Origin of the sequence: Tenacibaculum aestuariivivum, assembly GCF_964507685.1 — a bacterium.
GTDB lineage: Bacteria > Bacteroidota > Bacteroidia > Flavobacteriales > Flavobacteriaceae > Polaribacter > Polaribacter aestuariivivum.
On the sequence record NZ_OZ208414.1, the window covers coordinates 2,446,556 to 2,465,844 of the forward strand.

The 19,289-nt window shown below is 26.7% G+C and carries 14 protein-coding genes; 8 read left to right on the top strand and 6 right to left on the bottom strand.

The genetic code is table 11. The features are described 5' to 3' along the window. Nucleotides 1-17: 17 nt before the first annotated feature. Nucleotides 18-2,957, top strand: a complete 2,940-nt coding sequence (locus ACN5J4_RS11005) for a glycoside hydrolase family 3 N-terminal domain-containing protein (RefSeq protein WP_418650034.1) — start codon at nucleotides 18-20, stop codon at nucleotides 2,955-2,957. A 313-nt stretch (nucleotides 2,958-3,270) separates the two neighbouring features. On the opposite strand, the gene ACN5J4_RS11010 is transcribed toward ACN5J4_RS11005, so the two are convergent. The 6 genes from ACN5J4_RS11010 to ACN5J4_RS11035 form a co-directional block, all read right to left on the bottom strand. Beyond that, nucleotides 3,271-4,230, bottom strand: a complete 960-nt coding sequence (locus tag ACN5J4_RS11010) for a bile acid:sodium symporter family protein (RefSeq protein WP_418650035.1) — start codon at nucleotides 4,228-4,230, stop codon at nucleotides 3,271-3,273. Continuing rightward, nucleotides 4,214-4,855, bottom strand: a complete 642-nt coding sequence (locus ACN5J4_RS11015) for a DUF4159 domain-containing protein (protein WP_418650036.1) — start codon at nucleotides 4,853-4,855, stop codon at nucleotides 4,214-4,216. The genes ACN5J4_RS11010 and ACN5J4_RS11015 overlap by 17 nt, the downstream gene beginning before the upstream one ends. Nucleotides 4,856-5,507: 652 nt before the next feature. Further along, on the bottom strand, nucleotides 5,508-6,560 hold the full coding sequence (locus tag ACN5J4_RS11020; protein ID WP_418650037.1) for a helix-turn-helix domain-containing protein: 1,053 nt from the start codon (nucleotides 6,558-6,560) through the stop codon (nucleotides 5,508-5,510). A gap of 126 nt (nucleotides 6,561-6,686) precedes the next feature. Beyond that, entirely contained in the window at nucleotides 6,687-7,397 is a 711-nt protein-coding gene (locus ACN5J4_RS11025) for a 16S rRNA (uracil(1498)-N(3))-methyltransferase (RefSeq protein ID WP_418650038.1), read from the bottom strand. After that, complete coding sequence (locus tag ACN5J4_RS11030) at nucleotides 7,397-8,515, bottom strand: GTP cyclohydrolase (RefSeq protein ID WP_418650039.1); 1,119 nt, start codon at nucleotides 8,513-8,515, stop codon at nucleotides 7,397-7,399. Before ACN5J4_RS11030 ends, ACN5J4_RS11025 begins: the two co-directional genes overlap by 1 nt. Nucleotides 8,516-8,533: 18 nt before the next feature. Next, nucleotides 8,534-9,940 (bottom strand): transporter, encoded by a 1,407-nt coding sequence (locus ACN5J4_RS11035; RefSeq protein ID WP_418650040.1) that lies wholly within the window; start codon nucleotides 9,938-9,940, stop codon nucleotides 8,534-8,536. Between the two features lie 134 nt (nucleotides 9,941-10,074). On the opposite strand from ACN5J4_RS11035, the gene ACN5J4_RS11040 reads away from it, so the two are divergent. The 7 genes from ACN5J4_RS11040 (at nucleotide 10,075) to wecB (ACN5J4_RS11070) (ending at nucleotide 19,288) form a co-directional block, all read left to right on the top strand. Further along, complete coding sequence (locus tag ACN5J4_RS11040; RefSeq protein WP_418650041.1) at nucleotides 10,075-10,356, top strand: DUF4834 family protein; 282 nt, start codon at nucleotides 10,075-10,077, stop codon at nucleotides 10,354-10,356. A 2-nt stretch (nucleotides 10,357-10,358) separates the two neighbouring features. Next, the gene (locus ACN5J4_RS11045; RefSeq protein ID WP_418650042.1) at nucleotides 10,359-12,788 is read left to right on the top strand and encodes a YfhO family protein; all 2,430 of its coding nucleotides are present in this window, start codon (nucleotides 10,359-10,361) and stop codon (nucleotides 12,786-12,788) included. A gap of 371 nt (nucleotides 12,789-13,159) precedes the next feature. After that, complete coding sequence (locus ACN5J4_RS11050) at nucleotides 13,160-14,530, top strand: T9SS type B sorting domain-containing protein (protein WP_418650043.1); 1,371 nt, start codon at nucleotides 13,160-13,162, stop codon at nucleotides 14,528-14,530. A gap of 94 nt (nucleotides 14,531-14,624) precedes the next feature. Next, complete coding sequence (wecB, locus tag ACN5J4_RS11055; protein WP_418650044.1) at nucleotides 14,625-15,713, top strand: non-hydrolyzing UDP-N-acetylglucosamine 2-epimerase; 1,089 nt, start codon at nucleotides 14,625-14,627, stop codon at nucleotides 15,711-15,713. Further along, complete coding sequence (locus ACN5J4_RS11060; RefSeq protein ID WP_418650045.1) at nucleotides 15,710-16,924, top strand: glycosyltransferase; 1,215 nt, start codon at nucleotides 15,710-15,712, stop codon at nucleotides 16,922-16,924. Before wecB (ACN5J4_RS11055) ends, ACN5J4_RS11060 begins: the two co-directional genes overlap by 4 nt. Nucleotide 16,925: 1 nt before the next feature. Next, entirely contained in the window at nucleotides 16,926-18,206 is a 1,281-nt protein-coding gene (locus tag ACN5J4_RS11065) for a glycosyltransferase family 4 protein (protein WP_418650046.1), read from the top strand. Continuing rightward, complete coding sequence (gene wecB / locus ACN5J4_RS11070) at nucleotides 18,203-19,288, top strand: non-hydrolyzing UDP-N-acetylglucosamine 2-epimerase (RefSeq protein ID WP_418650047.1); 1,086 nt, start codon at nucleotides 18,203-18,205, stop codon at nucleotides 19,286-19,288. The genes ACN5J4_RS11065 and wecB (ACN5J4_RS11070) overlap by 4 nt, the downstream gene beginning before the upstream one ends. Nucleotide 19,289: the final 1 nt, after the last annotated feature.

Sequence of the window (19,289 nt, forward strand, 5' to 3'; positions counted from 1 at the left end):
AAGTACGTAGATAGATTATGAAAAAGATACTTATATTACTAGCATTTGCATTTATACAAACTATTCAACCACAGCAAATAACGCTAGATAAACCTTTAGATCCTTTATTAGCAAAAGATGCCGAAAGGCAAGGTATTTGGGTAGATAGTATTATGAACACTATGTCAATTGATGAAAAAATTGGACAGTTATTTATGATACAAGCTTACTCAAACAAAGATAAGAAACATGAAAATTTTATAATCAACATGCTTACTAAGTACCATGTAGGTAATTTAATTTTTATGCAAGGAACAGCCGATAAACAAGTTGAATTAAATAATAAATATCAGTCAATTTCAAAAGTACCTTTATTAATAGGTTTTGATGGCGAATGGGGCTTAGATATGCGTTTAAAAAATACGTATCGATTTCCTTGGAATATGACATTAGGAGCTATTGATAATAGTAGTTTGTTAGAGGCTACTGGAAAAAGAATTGGAGAGCATTGTAAAAGAGTAGGTATTCATATAAATTTTGCTCCCGTAGTTGATATTAATACAAATCCTAAAAACCCTATTATAGGTAATAGATCTTTCGGTGAAAGTAAAGAGAATGTTACACAAAAAGCAATTGCTTTTACCAAAGGAATGCAAAGTGTTGGAGTATTAGCAAATGCTAAACATTTTCCAGGTCATGGAGACACTGCTACTGATTCGCATTTAACATTACCTACCATTAATTTCAATAAGCAACGATTAGATTCAATCGAGTTGTATCCATTTAAAAAAATGTTTACTGAGGGTGTTGCAAGTGTTATGACAGCACATTTAAGTATTCCGGCTTTAGAAAGTAATATAAAATTACCATCATCACTATCAAAAAATGTGGTAACTAATTTATTACAAGAAAAATTAGGGTTCAAGGGCTTGATAATTACTGATGGTTTAAATATGAAAGGTGCCGCTAATTACTCATCAGCAGCAGAAATTAACGTTGCAGCAATTTTAGCGGGTAATGATTTATTGTTAATACCTCAAGATGTTCCAAAAACTATACGCTTAATAAAAGATGCTTTAGTATCAGGGAAATTATCACAAAGACGTTTAAATAATTCTATAAAAAAAATACTAAAAGCTAAGTATATAGTAGGTTTAAATACTTACAAGCCTATTGAAACACAAAATATAGCTTTAGGTATTAATTCACCTTATGATGAAGTTTTACATAGAAAATTAATAAAAAATGCAATAACAGTTGTAAAAAATAAAGACACTATATTGCCTATTAAAAATTTAAAAGATAAAAAAATAGCATACGTATCTTTAGGAGATGATAATAGCACTCCGTTTGTAACTATGTTAAAAAATTACACTAATGTAGAGGTTGTTTCTGGAGAAAATATAGCAGTATTATTACAAAAATTAACAAAATACAATTTAGTAATTGTAGGCTTTCATAAGTCTAATAAAAACCCTTGGAAAGGGTATGAATTTACTAAAAAAAACTTAATATGGCTAGATGAAATAGCAAAAAAAAATAAAGTAATTTTAGATGTATTTGCTAATCCATATAGCTTATTGAAAGTTAATTCGTTTAAAAATATAGAAGCTATTTTGGTGTCATATCAAAATAGTGTTTTATCACAAGAATTATCAGCACAAGCATTGTTTGGAGCTTTTGATTTAAAAGGTAAATTACCTGTTTCTATTAACGAAAATTATAAAGAGGGTACAGGTGTTTTTGTTAAAGGAATTAATGTATTACAATATACAATTCCTGAAGAAGCAGGTGTTTCATCAGAAAAATTATCAATAATAGATAAAAGAATTGATACTATTTTAATGAAAAAAATGGCTCCAGGTGGTCAAATTTTCGTAGCTAAAAACGGAAAAGTTATTTATAATAAAAGCTTTGGGTATCATACCTTTTTGAAAACAAAAGCAGTAAAAAATTCTGATTTATATGACCTAGCCTCTTTAACTAAAATATTAGCTTCTTTACCAATGATAATGAAGGCTGAAGAAGAAAAAAAAATAAGTTTATATTCTAATTTAGGAGATGTATTACCTAGGTTTAAAGGGTCTAATAAAGATACTGTTTTGTTAAAAGAAGTATTGTCTCATTATGGTCGTTTGCGTTCATGGATTCCTTTTTATTTAAATACTAAAGATGAAAAAACAGGTAGAAATTCTACTCAATATTACAGGAAAAAAAGAACAGGTGATTTTAATGTTGAAGTGGCAAAAAATTTATATTTAAAAAATAGTTATAAAGATTCTATATATAAATACATTGTAGATGCTAAACAGCGTAAAAAAGCAGGCTATAAATATAGTGATTTAGGTTACTATATGTTCAAGGAAATTATAGAGTTAAAATATGGTAAACCTTTAAATAAATTAGTAGATGATTTTTTTTATAGTTCATTAGGAGCTAATAGAACTACATATTTACCACTCAAAAAATTTAATAAATCCGAAATAGTACCAACAGAGTTAGATGACTATTATAGAAACCAATTAGTACACGGTTATGTGCATGATATGGGGGCTGCTATGATTGGTGGTGTAGGAGGGCATGCTGGCTTGTTTTCCAATGCTAATGATGTGGCTAAAATAATGCAGCTTTTTTTACAAGGTGGTAGTTATGGAGGTAAAAAATATTTAGACTCAGAAACTATTGATAAATTTAATAAACGTCATTATGAAAATAGAAAAGTACGAAGAGGTTTAGGTTTTGATAAGCCACAATTAAACCCTAAGATAAAAGCAACCTGTGGGTGTGTTTCTGATAAAAGTTTTGGTCATAGTGGTTTTACAGGTACATATGCTTGGGTAGATCCTGCAACAGATATTGTATATGTTTTTTTATCAAATAGAATATATCCTACTATGAGAAATAGGGGGTTAATTAAAAGTAATATACGAACAAAAATTCAAGAAGATATTCAAAATGCTATTTTAATGCAGGATTAGAATAGTACTTAATTTTAGTATAAACTAATATTGTTAAAACTAACAAAAAGTATTATTTATTTTGTAATTAAAATTAATGCAATTAAAAAATTCTAGAGCCTTTTAAAGAAAGTAAATAGTTAATTTAAAAGTATTTATAACTTAGTTTTAGTTGTCTTTAAGAATACTATTTTATATAAAGTAATAATAGAATATGATTTTTTTATAAATTATAATAAATGAAGTGATGATGATTTTGTTAAATGTATTTTTTGTAAAGATTATTGCTTTGTTTTTAATAATATTTTCACAGCCTAAAACATTTATTTTTTAATTAAAAATTTAACCTAGTTTTAATATATGTTATAAAATTATTTTTGTTTATTCTTTTTTGCCCCCAAAAAGTAGCTAAAATTATTCCTGCAAACATACCCCAAACCCCCCAAAAAGCAGTTAGTAAAGCCATACCACCAAGTTCTTCAAAAAAATTAAAAACTAAAATTAGTCCTAAGCCACCATTTTGTATCCCAGTTTCAATTGAAATAGTTTTAGAATCTTTTTTATTTAGTTTTAATGATTTAGCAGTAATATATCCTATTATAAAAGCATATATATTATGAAAAACTACTAAAAATAGAACTAAATGTACATAGTTTTTAAATATATCAGCATTGTTGTAAAGTGCTATTATAATTAGACATATAAAAAAAATAATTGAAAAAGGACGTAAAAAACTATTTGCTTTTTTTGCTAATTTAGGATAAAAGTTATTGACTATCATTCCTGTTATTAATGGAGCAACTAGTATTAATAATACAATTTTAAATAATTCAAATGGATTTAAAGATATATTTTTTAAAATAACATTTGTAGGCTCATATAAACTGCCCCAAAAATGTAAATTAAAAGGAGTCATTATTAAACAAATTAAAGTTGCACATGATGTTAAGCTAACTGATAAAGCAGTATTACCATTAGCCATTTTACTGAAAAAGTTAGAAGTATTTCCTCCAGGGCATGCAGCAATAAGCATCATGGCTAATGCAAAACTAGGATAAGGTTTAATAATGCAAATAGCTAAATAGGTGAAAAAAGGTAATAAAATAAATTGAGATAGTAAACCAATTAAAATAATTTTAGGTTTTTTAAAGAGTTCTTTAAAATCATTTATTTTAATATCTAAAGAAACTCCAAACATTATAATTGCTAAAGCAATATTCAGCATCCATAGCGCATCTTTATTAAAATTTATTTTAATACTATCTATAACTATTTCATTAATGTCTAAAAGCATATTCTATAATGTTTGCTCCCATTTTTAAGGCTTTTTTTCTTGTCTGCTCACTATTATTATGAATAGCGGCATCTTCCCACCCATCATTTAAATCACTTTGATAGTCATAAAAAACAATCAACCTTCCTTTATAAAAAAGACCTAAACCTTGCGCTCTTTTTTTATCATGTTCATGAATTTTAGGTAGTCCTTTAATAAATGAAAATGTTTGATTATAAATAGGATGATTAATAGGTATTTCTTGAAGATTGATTTTAGGAAAAACTTTAGTTAGTTCTTTTCTAATATATTTGTCTAATCCATAATTGTCAGATATATGCATAAAACCACCAGAAATTAAATAATTTTTTAGATTTTTAGCTTCTTCATCAGTAAAAAAGATATTACCGTGACCAGTTACGAAAACAATAGGAAAATTATTTATAGTATTATCTTCAAGTGTAACTATAGTTGTTTTTGTATTAATAGACGTATTAATGTTTGTATTACAGAATTGAATTAAGTTAGTTAGTGAAGTAGGGTTTGCGTACCAGTCACCACCTCCATTATATTTTAGAATAGCAATTTCTTGAGAGAAAACTATCATTTGATTTATGAGTAGTAAAAAAAAAAGTTTTTTTTTCATTTGAGAAATACTTTATTCTATTAGGGCAAGATAACAAAAGAACAATAAAAAACACCAATATTACTATTGGTGTTTTAACTCTACACTCTTCTTTTTCATCATTAAGTATAATCTTAATAATTTTATAAAGTTTTAAAATTGTTAAATAGAAAACCTTGTCCAGAAATTTTCAAACTTAAAATCATAAACATCTTATGCAAATTTAGTTTAAAGGAAATTATTTAGGGTTCGGAAACGTCCAGTTTAGATGTTTTCGAACTAATCTTTGTTTATTGGGTGGTAATATTTTTTTACTAGAAATGTTTTAATAATATTTCAAAAATATTATTATAGGTGTATGTAATGTCTTTTATTTTTTTCGATACTTAATTATTTAAGCATCGAAAAAGGTACTCTATTTGTTTGATATATATAATAATATGTGTCTAAAAAAGATGTTTAGAGAAGGTGAGAGTAGGTGTGTTAAGTAAGTTTAAAAACAATTAAAGTTAATGTTGTTTATATTAGTATGATACTTTTTTGCTATTGTAAATATAGACGAAGAGTATTGGTTTTAAAAAAGTGTCAAACTATACAACAATTAGGAGTAATTAATTTTTTTACAGTTCGAAATCATCCAGTTTAGATAATTTCGAACTGTAAAAAAAATAATTTAATATTCTAGAGCATGTTTTTTATATTCTACAGGTGTATGTCCAGACTGTTTTTTAAAAACAGTAAAAAAAGTTGATTTTGAATTAAAACCAGATTCTAATCCTATAGAGGTAATAGTGTAATTGGAATAATTAGGATCTAATAATAATAATTTTGCTTGTTCAACTTTTTTTTCATTAATATAATCAGTAAAAGATTTTCCTGATATATTATTAATTATTAAAGATAGTGTACTAGGGCTTAACTGAGTATCTTTCGATAAGTTTAATAGTGTATATTTTGGTAGTAAAAATTTTTTATTTTCATTAATAAAGTTATCTATTCTTAAAAATTGTTCTTTGTGTTTTTCAGAAGAGTTGTTTTCTGTTTTTAAATTAATGCTTCCGTTTTTAAAATCATTATTTATATCAATTAATAATGATTTTCTTATTTTTTTACGCTCTTTTAATATTCTTATTTGACTTAGAGCTTGATAACCTAACCAATAAATTAATAAAGTAGTATAAATTCTAAGTGGATAGTAAGAAAATATAAAGCCTGTAAAATTCATTTTTACTTTTATAAATAAAGCTAAGATCCATAATATATAACCAACAGTTGTTAATTTAAAAAAAGTATAGATCCACTTTAAATTATCAAAAGATATTATTTTTTGAAAAAGTTTCTCTTTACTATAAAGTATATAAAATGAATATATAAATATACTTAATGAAACAATTAAACTAAACATCTCTTCAAAAGAAGTATATTTTTCGTATAGATAATTTAATTGATCTAAAGATGAAGAATTACAAAAATTATAAACAAAAATTATTTGTGTTGCTATTATTATTAAAAATACCGGAATTATAACTTTAAGTATATTATATTTTTTTTTAGAAAAATTTAAATAGTTAATTAAAAACATATACAAAAAAGGCATTGCTAAAAAATGCCATGGTATTTGTAGGTAATTCAAGGCATATTTATGTTGAATCAAGTTTCTTTCTAATGCCCAAGACTGTATATTATTTAAAGAAATAACAAGAATTAATAAATTTAAATAAATCATACTTTTCTCTCTTCCGTTCCTTGAACTAAAAAGAATAATGCTAAAAGCAAATCCATGCAAAGCACTAATAAGTAAAAAAAGATTAAAGATATCAGAAGTATTCAATTGGATAGTTTAAAATAAATATTACTGGTGTATAAAAGAGATGTTTTGAACAACATTTAAGCCCGCAGTTTCTGTACGTAGCCTATTTTCACCTAGTGATATAGGTAAGAATTTTAAATCTAATGAATTAGTTATTTCTTTCGTTGAAAAATCGCCTTCAGGACCAATTAAAATAGTGTATGTAGAATTTTTAAAAGCAATATCTTTTAAATATTTTCTTTCAATACTTTCTTCGCAATGAGCAATAAATATTTCTTCAGTAAAATTTTGTTTTAAAAATTCAGATAATTTTATTGGATTATTAAGTTTAGGTAATCTAAATTGTAATGATTGTTTCATCGCAGCTTGTACAATTTTATTCAATCTATCTATTTTTACTATTTTTCTTTCTGAATTATCACAAATAATAGGTGTAATTTCGTCAATACCAATTTCGGTAGCTTTTTCTAAAAACCATTCAAATCTATCATTATTTTTGGTTGGTGCAATGGCAACGTGCAAATAATAATTTCTATTTTTTGGTTTTTTTTCATGTTTTATAACAGATGTAAGACATTTTTTATCATTAGCAATGGTAATTATTACTGAAAATAAAAAACCAAAGCCGTTTGTAATATGCAAAATATCTCCTTTTTTTTTTCTTAAAACACGAATAATATGCCTACTTTCTTCTTTGTCAAAAGTAATTTGTTTTGTTTCTGTGGTAATATTAGGATTAAAAAATAACTGCATTATAAATCAAGTTTATACGTTCTTCTTCTTTTGTGCGTTGTCGGGTTAAAGTCTTTCCAAATTTGATGGATTGCTGTATTATCTTCTAATTCAGGCGTTCTGATACAATTTATGATGCCTTTTTTAGCAAAAGTTTCACAATATTGTTTAAAAATAATAGCAATAACGCCTTTATTTTGATATTCAGGAGCAACACCTATTAGGTAAAAAGTAACATCTTTAGAATTTTTACGAGCATTGAGTAGGTGAAAAATTCCGAAGGGAAAAAGTTTTCCATTTGCTTTCTGTAGCGCTTTTGAAAAAGAGGGCATTACAATGGCAAAGGCGACTAATTTATCATTTTTATCGACTACGAATTTTATATATTCTGGATTTATAAAACTGATATATTTTTCTTTAAAATGTTGAATTTGTGCATCGGAAATAGGCACATACGTTGATAATTTCGAATATGCTTTACTAAATAAAGCAAACATTTCATCAACATATGGCATTATTTTTTTTGTCGAAGTAAAATCGAGTGGTTTCAAGCCGTAACGTCTTTGAATTAAGCGACTTGCTTTTCCATATTTTATGTCATTTACATTTTTAAAAAGGAATTTACTTTCTAGATACTCTTTTTCTTTTTGGAAGCCTAATTGTTCAAAATGTTTTGCATAATATGGGTAATTATACCAAGTAATCATGGTTCCGATATGATCAAAACCTTCTACTAATACGCCTGTTTTATCTAAATTATTAAATCCAACAGGACCTTCTATAAATTTTAAATTGTGTTTTCGTCCAATTTCTTTTACTTTTTCAAGTAATGCTTGGGTAACTTTTATATTATCAATAGCATCAAACCAACCGAAGCGTATTTTTTTGATGCCTTGTTTTTCTATCTCATAAGTATTGATAATAGCAGCTATTCTACCAACAATTTTATTATTTTTTAAAGCAATAAAAAAATGAGCTTTGGCATGCTCAAAAACAGGATTTTTATTTTTATCAAAATTATCAATTTCATCACTAATAATAGGTGGTACCCAATTTTTATTGTTTTGATAAAGAGAAAAAGGAAATTTAACAAATTGTTTTATTTCCTTTTTAGATATTATTTCTTGAATTCTAATCATACAGCAAATGTAAGATTTTTAATTATCCTTATTTTCTTCTTCCTTTTTTAAATCTTCTTCTAATTGTTTTATTTCTTTTTCAAGTTTTAAACGTTCCTCTTCTTTTAGTTTGGCTTCTTTTTTTTCACTCTTCAAAATTTCTTTTTCAAGTTTTAAACGTTCCTCTTCTTTTAGTTTGGCTTCTTTTTCTTCACTCTTTAAAATTTCTTTTTCAAGTTTTAAACGCTGCTTTTCTTTTTTATTAGCCTCTTTTTCTTTTTTCTTTTTTTCTTTTTTTAGCTTTTTAGCAGCTTTCTTAGCAGCTTTTTTCTCAGATTTTGTAGTTTTTTTCTTTTCTTTCTTATCTTCTTTAGCTATTACATTAATTAAAGATTTAGAACGTTCTCTTTTTGGTTTTTCAATTGTTATTTCTTCTTCTTTCTCACCATTTTTTAAAACTATAGTTTGTTTGTCTTTCTTTTGAAACAATTTTTTAATTTTTGAAAACAAACGACCAAAAAAACCTTTGTTTTCGTCGTATTCTTTAGTTTTTTGTTCTTCTAGTTTATTATCAAATTCATCTACCTCAATAAATTTATCCTTGTGTTTATCTATTCTATATGAAAGGCCAATACCTGTATATAAACCAATTTCTTTTTGTTGTAAAGTTCCTCTTACGGTAGCATTAAATTGTAAGTTTTCGTTAAATAAGTAAGCAGCTCCAGTTCCTATATTAGTTTTCTTTTCATATTGATCAAAGGTTCCTTGTAATTCGGCAAAACCAGACCAGTAATCATTAAAATTATATGTTCCTGTAATAATATAAGAGTATTCAGAAAAGTCACTACCTATGTAATCATAGTATAAATTTGTAATAACATATAGTTTATCAGAAAATTCATTTTGAAGTAAAAGACCAACCTTAGTATTTATGCCTCCTTTTTCATAATAATTAGTTAAAATACTACCAAAGTTAGCTCCTACATAAATACCTACATGAGGTATCCACCTTTTATAATCAAAAGAATGCCTTGCCTTCCAGCTTCTAATTTCTTCTTTTTTATCGTCGTATTTAGGTGTATATATTAAATATTTAGCTCCTAAAGTAAGTTTACTTAAACCTGTTTCATTGTAAGAAGATTCAAAAATATTTTTGAATGCAATTTTGCCTTTTTGAAAAGTTGTATTCACATTTAACTCTAATTTTTCAATAAAAAAAGTAGTTCTAAATAATAAGTTTACACCTAAAGCTTCTGGGTTACTGTAAATAGGAGTTGCATTTGCTTTTTTATAAAATAAACTAGATTCAAATTGATATACACCTGTACCAACACTATACGGGCTTTCTGAAAAGCCTGGTCTATTTGAATTTATAACTGTAGTATATTGAGCACTTACAGCTAATGCTGAGAAAAAAGTAAAAAATAGAATAAGTTTCTTAATCATGTTATAAAATCAATTTATACAGTTATTACAAACATACAAAAAATACAAATTACTATTTAATATAAGTTTTGTAAAGTCTTAACGCTTCCTTTTGCTTCAAATTGTTATTTTTGATTAAATTTTTATTAAAGTTTATGATGATACATTTAAATGAAGCAGGACCTATGAATTTTTTAAGAACTTTATTGATAATAGTATTAATTTATTATGTAGTTAAATTTCTTGTAAAATTATTTGCTCCTTATTTGTTAAAAAAAGCAGTTGACAAAGTTCATAAAAAAGCAAATCAACAATATAACAATCAGCAAGAAACAACTGTAGAAACAGGAAAAACAATTGTTGATAAGAAACCAAAATCGACAAAAGAAAGCAATAATACTGTTGGTGAGTATGTTGATTTTGAAGAAATAGATTAAAGATGAACTATAAGAAAATTATACCATTTGCAGTAACAATAGTAATTTTTGCAATAATATCATTACTATATTTTAATCCTGTTTTAAGAGGTAAAGAGATAAGACAGAATGACATTACCCAGTTTATAGGGATGTCGAAAGAAGTAAAAGATTATCGAACTGAAAAAGGAGAAGAACCATATTGGCTAGGAAATGCATTTAGCGGTATGCCAGCATATCAGGTAAGTGCTTATTATCCGAATGATTTTGTTAGATATATTGATAAAGCAATTCGTTTTTTACCACGTCCCGCAGATTATTTGTTTTTATATTTCTTCGGATTCTTTTTACTATTAACCGCCTTAAAAGTAGATTGGAAATTAGCCATTTTAGGAAGTTTATCCTTCGGCTTTTCGACGTATTTAATTATTATTTTTGGAGCAGGACACAATGCAAAAGCTCACGCAATCGGTTACATGCCAATGGTAATTGCAGGTGTTTTATACATTTTTAGAAAAAAATATTTAGTAGGATTTGTAATTACTGCTTTGGCGATGGCTTTGGAAGTTTATACAAATCATCCGCAGATGACCTATTATTTAGGTTTTTGCTTATTGATATTAGTAATTGTTGAATTTATTGAAGCATTTAAAACTAAAAATTTGCCCGTATTTGGGAAACAAGCCATTATTTTGATAGTTGCAATGGTGATTGGTTTAGGTGTAAATTCAACTCGATTGTTATCGATGAAAGAATATAGCGATTTTAGTACCCGAGGAAAATCGGCATTAACTATTAATCCAGACGGTTCTCCAAAAGAAAAATCAACAGGTTTAGAAAAATCATATATTACAGAATATAGTTACGGAATTGCTGAAACTTTTAATTTGATAATTCCTCGTTTTATGGGCGGTGGAACTGTTGAAGAATTGAGTTCAGATTCTGAATTTTATCAAACTTTAGAAAAAAATGCAGGTAGAAGTGTTGCTAAAGAGTATTCGAAACAAGTTTTAACTTATTGGGGAACACAACCAATTGTAGAAGCACCTGCATATATAGGTGCAATTTTATTTTTCTTGTTTTTTTTAGGTGTTTTCTTGGTAAAAGGACGTTTAAAATATTGGTTAGTGTCGGCAACTATTTTTTCAATAGTATTAAGTTGGGGGAAAAATTTTGCAGGAATTACTAATTTTTTTATCGATTATGTACCACTTTATAATAAATTTAGAGCCGTTTCATCGATTCAAGTAATTGCAGAATTGTGCGTTCCGTTATTAGGAATTATAGCTTTACGTGATTTGTTTTCATCAAAAATAGCATCCGAAGAAAAAGAAAATGCTTTAAAAAATGCTTTTTATGTTTTAGGAGGAATTACTTTATTATTTGCACTTTTCGGATCTAGTTTATTTGCTTTTGAAGGATTAAGAGATGCGCAATATCAGCAATTACCAACGTTAATTGATGCTTTAATTGCTGATAGAAAAGCCATGTTATTTAATGATAGTGTTCGTTCTTTTTTATTGATTTTAGCATCAGCTGTATTATTGTGGTTTTATCTGAAAGGAAAATTAAAACAAGTGCCTGTTATAATAATTTTAGGAGTTTTAATTATTTTTGATTTAGTTTCTGTTGATATTAAATACGTAAATAAAGAAGATTTTACATCGGCAAGAAAAGTGTTAAAACCATTTACGGCAACCGAAACTGATAAAGAAATTTTAAAAGATAAGAGCCATTATCGTGTAGCAAATTTTAGCGTAAATCCTATGCAAGATGGAAGAACATCGTATTTTCATAATTCGATAGGAGGATATCATGCGGCTAAAATGAAGCGATATCAAGAATTATTTGATTATCAGATTTCAAAAAATAATATCGAAGTATTAAACATGCTAAATGCAAAATACTTTATTGTTGGCGATGATAAATTACAAGAAAATACTGATGTAAACGGAAATGCATGGTTTGTATATAATTTAAAAATTGTTGCATCCGCAGATGAAGAAATAGTTGCTTTAGATAGTTTAAATACTAAAACATCAGCCGTAATTAATGGACAAGAATTAAAAAGAAGTCCACAAGGATATATGGATTATAAGAATCTATTTAAAAAAGATTCAACAGCTACAATTTCATTAATTAAAAATGATGTTACAACGCTGGTTTATAAAACTGATACGCAAGAAAATCAGTTTGCTGTATTTTCAGAAATTTATTATAAAGATGGTTGGAATGCTTATTTAGATGGCGTTAAAACTGAACATTATCAAGTGAATTATGTACTTAGAGGTATGGAAATACCAAAAGGAAAACACGAAGTTATCTTTAAATACGAGCCGAAAATAATACAAACAGGAAATAAAATTACGCTATCTTCATATGTTTTATTGCTTTTAATTTCCGTATCATGGTTTGTTATTCGTAAAAAAAGAAAGAATACTAAACTTATTTAACTTAAAATTAGTTGATACTATGCGTACTTTATTATATTTTGTTTTAGCTTTCAAAAACCAAATAATTTTTATTTTGAACTAGGTAGTAATCAAGAAATATTTACTTTAGATAGGTTTGTAAACTTACTAGTTTTTAATTTTTAATAGTTTAATTTTGTGTTAGATGCATAGTTTTTTTATAAATATATAAATTGGATGTTTTCTAGGTTTTTATTTACTTTAATTTTTAGGTTGTTAATATTAATAAGAGAGTAATTGTTGTTTTTTATTAGTTAAATATTATTAGTAATAATGCATCATTTGAATATATTTTAATTTTGTTTTTACTAGTATTTTTTTTTTAAATTTGTTGTTAAAAAATTGATTAATTAATGAAAAAAGAAATAATAGCAATATTATTATTCTCGTTTAGTCTTATTATTAATTCACAAGAACTTTTATTACATTATTCTTTCAATGGTAATAGTAATGATATAAGTGGAAATAATTATAATGGTGACTCATATGGTATTTCGTACGCAACTGATAGGAGTGGTAATCTAAATTCTGCAGCATACTTCGATGGGATTGATGATTATGTAGATTTTCCTAATTTAGATGAGCTAAAACCAAATTTACCAGTTTCATTTACTTTTTGGATTAAATATGATAGTGATGATGTTACAGATAGAGCTGTTTTTAATACCTCTTATCAAGAAGATGTTAATTCAGGAGTTTTTTTTACAAGTCAATCTTCTACAGGTAAATATGCAGTAGGGTATGGAGATGGTTCATCTAATTATACAGCTAATAACAGAAGGGGGTACTTAAGTAATAATGTAATCGATTCAGATTGGCATCTAATTCAAATTATTGTTGTTAATGAGAATGATATGAGAATTTATGAGGATTGTAAAGAGTTAGGAGGAGGGTATTCTGGATCTGGAGGAGATTTAGCTTATTCTAGTTCACCAGGAACTTTAGGAAGGCATGATCAAAACACTAATAACTCTGGGTATTACTTTAAAGGTTATATAGATGATTTTAAATACTATAAAGGTATTATAGTACCCGATTTAGAAGCTAAGAAACCTGTTTTTTCAACTCTAGAAACAGAATTATGCTTAGGAAGTTCTTATTCTTTACCAATAATTTCAGATAATTCAATATCAGGAAACTGGTCACCATTTTTAGATACAACTATTTTAGGTACAACAAGTTATACTTTTACTCCAAATTCATTAGAATGTACAGAAGAATTTCAACAAGATATTACTATCTCAAAAATAGTAACTCCTGTTTTTTCAACTCTAAAAACTATACTGAAAGAAGGAGAAGATTATATATTACCTAGTATTTCTGATAATTTGATTTCAGGTGTTTGGAACCCGATATTTGATACTACAAGACTCGGGAAAACAGTCTACACTTTTACGCCTTTTTCCAGTTATTGTTCTAAATCAGTTAGTTATATTTTTTTTGTCAATCAAATTAATAACATTAAGATACCGCTTTTTTTTACGCCGAATATGGATGGTTTTAATGATAGTTGGGTTATAGGAGGTGTAGAGTCTTATGAACAAGTAGAGATGTTTATTTATGATAGATTTGGAAAACTACTTAATCTTAGAAATAGTAAATTAAATCCTTTAATTTGGAATGGAACTTATAATGGTTATCAAATGCCTTCAAATGATTATTGGTATTTATTGATTTTAAAAGAAAATAATCAAGAAATAATAAAAAAAAACAGGACATTTTAGTTTAATAAGATAAAGTAAATTTACATATATAGTTATTAATTCTTAGACCAAGCTCCACAATAAAAAAAGTAATTAGAGGTTAGATATAGAAAAAATGAGGAAGAAAATTTTAATTGTTGTGGGCACTAGACCCAATTTTGTAAAAATAACCCAATTTAAAAAACAAGCAATATTACAAAATATTGACTTAAAAATAGCACATACAGGTCAGCATTATGATGAGAAAATGTCTGCTATATTTTTAGAGAATTTTAATATTAAAGTAGATTATTTTTTAAATATAAATGGAAAATCAGCTAATAGTTTAATCGGAGAAATCATGATTAAACTAGAAGGAGTTATAAATGAATTCAATCCTGATTTGTTACTTTCTGTAGGAGATGTCAATTCAACTTTAGCGGCTTCAATTACTGCTAACAAATTAAATTTAAAATTAGGACATGTAGAAAGTGGGTTGAGAAGTTTAGATAGAGAAATGCCAGAAGAAATAAATAGAGTTATAACCGATGAAATTTCGGATATCTGTTTTGTTACTGAAGAAAGTGGGATTGAGAATTTAAAAAATATAGGAAAAACAGACTCTCAAATAGCATATGTTGGAAATACAATGATTGATACACTTGTTCATTTTAAAGAACAAATAGAAGCATCAACCATATTAGATGATATTACTTATAAAAATTATATTTTGGTAACCATGCATAGGCCAAGAAATGTAGATACTAAAGAGAGTCTTCATAAAATAATAAGTCTCTTACAAGAGATAACTATAAAATATAACATAGTATTTTCATTACACCCAAGAACAAAAAAAAGTTTCATTAAAAATGAATTATTAAATTCACTCAAGTCTATAAAGAGATTAAAAATTATTCCACCACAAAACTATTTTGCTTTTCAAAAACTAATAAAATATTCATTTTGTGTAGTTACAGATAGTGGAGGAATTCAAGAAGAAACCACTTTTCAAAAAATACCGTGTATCACTTTAAGAGAAAATACAGAGCGTCCAGTAACTATAACTAAAGGAACTAACATTTTAATGTCTTTTGATAATGAAAAAATTATCAATCATTTAAAAGCTATTGAGAACAAAAGTTTTAGAGAAGGAGAAGTTCCTATTTTTTGGGACGGAAACGCAACAGAACGTATCTTGAAAAAATGTATAGCTTTTTTATCATGAGTTATATAGCTATGGTGGTAGACGCTTCTTATCCTAATGACATAAGAGTTCGAAAAGAAGCTGAATCGTTAGTTAATAGTGGAAATAAAGTGATAGTTATTTGTCCACACCAAAAAAATGATAAAAAAATAGAACTAGTTAATGGTGTTACTATTTTCAGAATAGGCGCTAATTATTCGAATTCTAAAAAAGGTTTACACGATGTTTTTGAAAGTATTTTTAATATAAATCTTCTTTTTTTATTCGGAATAAAAAAAGCTATGAAGCAATATAATATAGATTACCTTCATATTCATGATTTACCATTAGCAGGCACAGGATATCTATTTAAAACTAAAGTTAAAAAAGTAATTTTAGATATGCATGAAAATTATCCAGAGGCTTTAAAAACTTGGTTTTTATGGAAAAAAAATCCAATAATAAAACTAAAGAATTTTATTTTTATGAACCCTACCTTATGGTCTTATAAAGAAAGAAAATATTGTAAAAAGTACGATACTATTATTTGTGTAGTAGAAGAAATGAAACAAAAATTAATTACTAACTTTAATATTAATCCTAATAAGTTGGTGGTTATTTCTAATTTTGAGAAAAAAGAATTTGCTAGTAATTTTTTAAACTCAGTAGCACAAAATATAATTAATCCTCAATATTTTTCAATAACATATATAGGTGGGTTTGGACCTCACAGAGGAATTGATACGGCTATTAAAGCAATGCCTCAAATTATAGCTAAAATACCTAATGCCACTCTTTTCTTAATAGGTAAAGGAAGTTTTGCCGTTGAAACAAAATTAAAAGAAATTACTAGAAAATATAAAGTAGAGCGTAATGTAAAGTTTGTTGGTTACAGACCTTTTAACGAAGTTTCAACCATTATGCAAGAATCTAACATCAATATAATTCCTCATAAATCAAACGAGCATACCGATAATACGATACCTCATAAATTATTTCAAATAATGATGAGTAAGAGTTTGTTATTAGTAAGTTCTTGTAAACCTTTAAAACGAATTGTAGAAAAATACGATTGCGGAGTAGTTTTTAAAGCAGATGATGTTAATGATTTTACCGATAAGGTTCTTATGATTCATCAAAAGGGTAATCTACTAGATTATAAGAAGTATAACGCTTTTGATGCAGTAATGAATCAAGGAGAAAACTGGGAAGAGGAAAGCTTGAAATTACATAGTTTATATACATATATATAATTTGAAAGTACTAATTATTACTTATTATTGGGTGCCTGCAGGAGGTTCGGGAGTACAACGTTGGTTAAAATTTGTAAAATATTTACGAGATTTTAATATTGAACCTGTTGTATATACGGTGCATAATGCTAAGTATCCTATTATTGATGCATCTTTAAAAAGTGATGTTCCTGATAATTTAGAAGTTATCAAAAAAGGCATTTATGAACCAAACGATTTCTTATCAATATTTAAAAAAAAGGAAACCAAAATAAGTGCCGGTTTTTTAAATCCGAATCCAACTTTTTTTGGAAAAATATTACAATATATTAGAGCAAATTATTTTATTCCTGATGCTCGTAAATTTTGGATAAAACCATCAGTAAAATATTTAGAAAAATATCTATCAGAAAATAAAATTGATGCTATTATTACTACAGGTCCTCCGCATAGTTTGCATTTAATAGGCTTGGAGTTAAAGAAAAAAACAAATATAAAATGGATTGCTGATTTTCGTGATCCGTGGACGGATATTGATTATTTTCATCAATTACCATTAACTAAAAAATCAATAAAAAAACACCATCAATTAGAACAACAAGTTTTAAAAAATGCTGATGCAACACTCGTAGTTGGTAAAACAATGAAAGAAAATTACAATAAATTTTCAAAAAATATTCATGTGATTACTAATGGATACGATTCATCAGAAAATGAAAAAAACAATGTTGTTTTAGATGATAAATTTTCAATAACGCATATCGGATTAATGAATTTTGATAGAAATCCAATTATTTTATGGAAGGCTTTGGCTGAATTATCCGAAGAAAATAATGCTTTTAAAAATGATTTAGAGATAAAATTAATTGGTAAATTATCTGATGATGTAATTACTGATTTAGAAAAATATCAATTTAAAAATGTTGAAAAAATAAATTATGTTCCGCATAAAGAAGTACAAAAATATCAGCGTAATTCACAAGTTTTATTACTTGCTGTAAATAAAGTTCCAAGTGCTAAGGGAATTATAACAGGTAAAATTTTTGAGTATTTACAAGCAAAACGACCTATATTAGCCATTGGACCTGAAGACGGCGATTTATCAGAAATTTTAAAAAACACCAATTCAGGAACTATTGTTGATTTTGATGATAAAGAAGCAATTAAAAAATCGGTTTTAAGTTTTTATAATAGTTACAAAGAAAATAGGTTGCAAGTTTCTTCAAAAAATATTGAACAATATCATCGAAAAGAGTTAACCAAAAAATTATCAGTAATACTTAAACAAGTAGTAAATTCTTGAAAAAAATAGTCACCATATTAGGAGCCAGACCTCAGTTTGTAAAAGGAGCAGTACTTAGCAGAGTCATAAAAAATCATCAAGAAATTGAAGAAATAATTGTGCATACAGGGCAACATTTTGATGCCAATATGAGCGCTGTTTTTTTTGATGAAATGCAAATTCCGAAGCCAAAATATAATTTAAACATCAATGGTTTAAATCATGGTGCGATGACTGGGCAAATGCTAGAAAAAATTGAAGAAATTTTACTAGTAGAAAAACCCGATGCAATTGTAGTTTATGGCGATACAAATTCTACGGTTGCTGGGGCTTTATCAGCAAAAAAATTACATATAAAAGTAGTGCATATTGAAGCAGGTTTACGTTCGTATAATATGCAAATGCCCGAAGAAATAAACCGAATTATAACCGATAGAATTGCCGATTTATTAAGTTGCCCAACACAAGTTGCTATTGATAATTTAAAACAAGAAGGTTTTGATAATTTAGCTATTAAAATTGAGCAACATGGCGATATTATGAAAGATGCTGTAGCGTTTTACGGAGCTTTTTCTGAAGAAAAATCAACAGTTATTACTGATTTAAACTTGCTGAAAAACGATTTTGTATTAGCAACTATTCATCGTCAAGAAAATACAGAGGATAAACAAAAATTGACCAATGTTTTTTTAGGATTAGAAGAAATAAATAAATCAAAAAAAGTGATAATGCCGTTGCATCCTCGAACAAAAAAAATGCTCAATTTATACGGCTTAAAACCGAAAATTACTTTTATAAATCCTGTTGGTTATTTCGATATGCTCGAACTTTTAAAAAATTGTGCTTTAGTTGTTACCGATAGTGGCGGACTTCAAAAAGAAGCCTTTTTTAATAAAAAATATTGCATTATTGCCAGAGAAGAAACCGAATGGACAGAGCTTGTAACTAACGGTTATGCTAAAATTACGGCAACAAATTCACAAGAAATAATAACTGCCTATACCGAATTTTTAAAAGCAACAAAATATTTTAAAGAAGCATTATACGGTAATAATGTTGGCGAAAAAATATATCAATCAATTATCAAATTAATAAAATCATAAA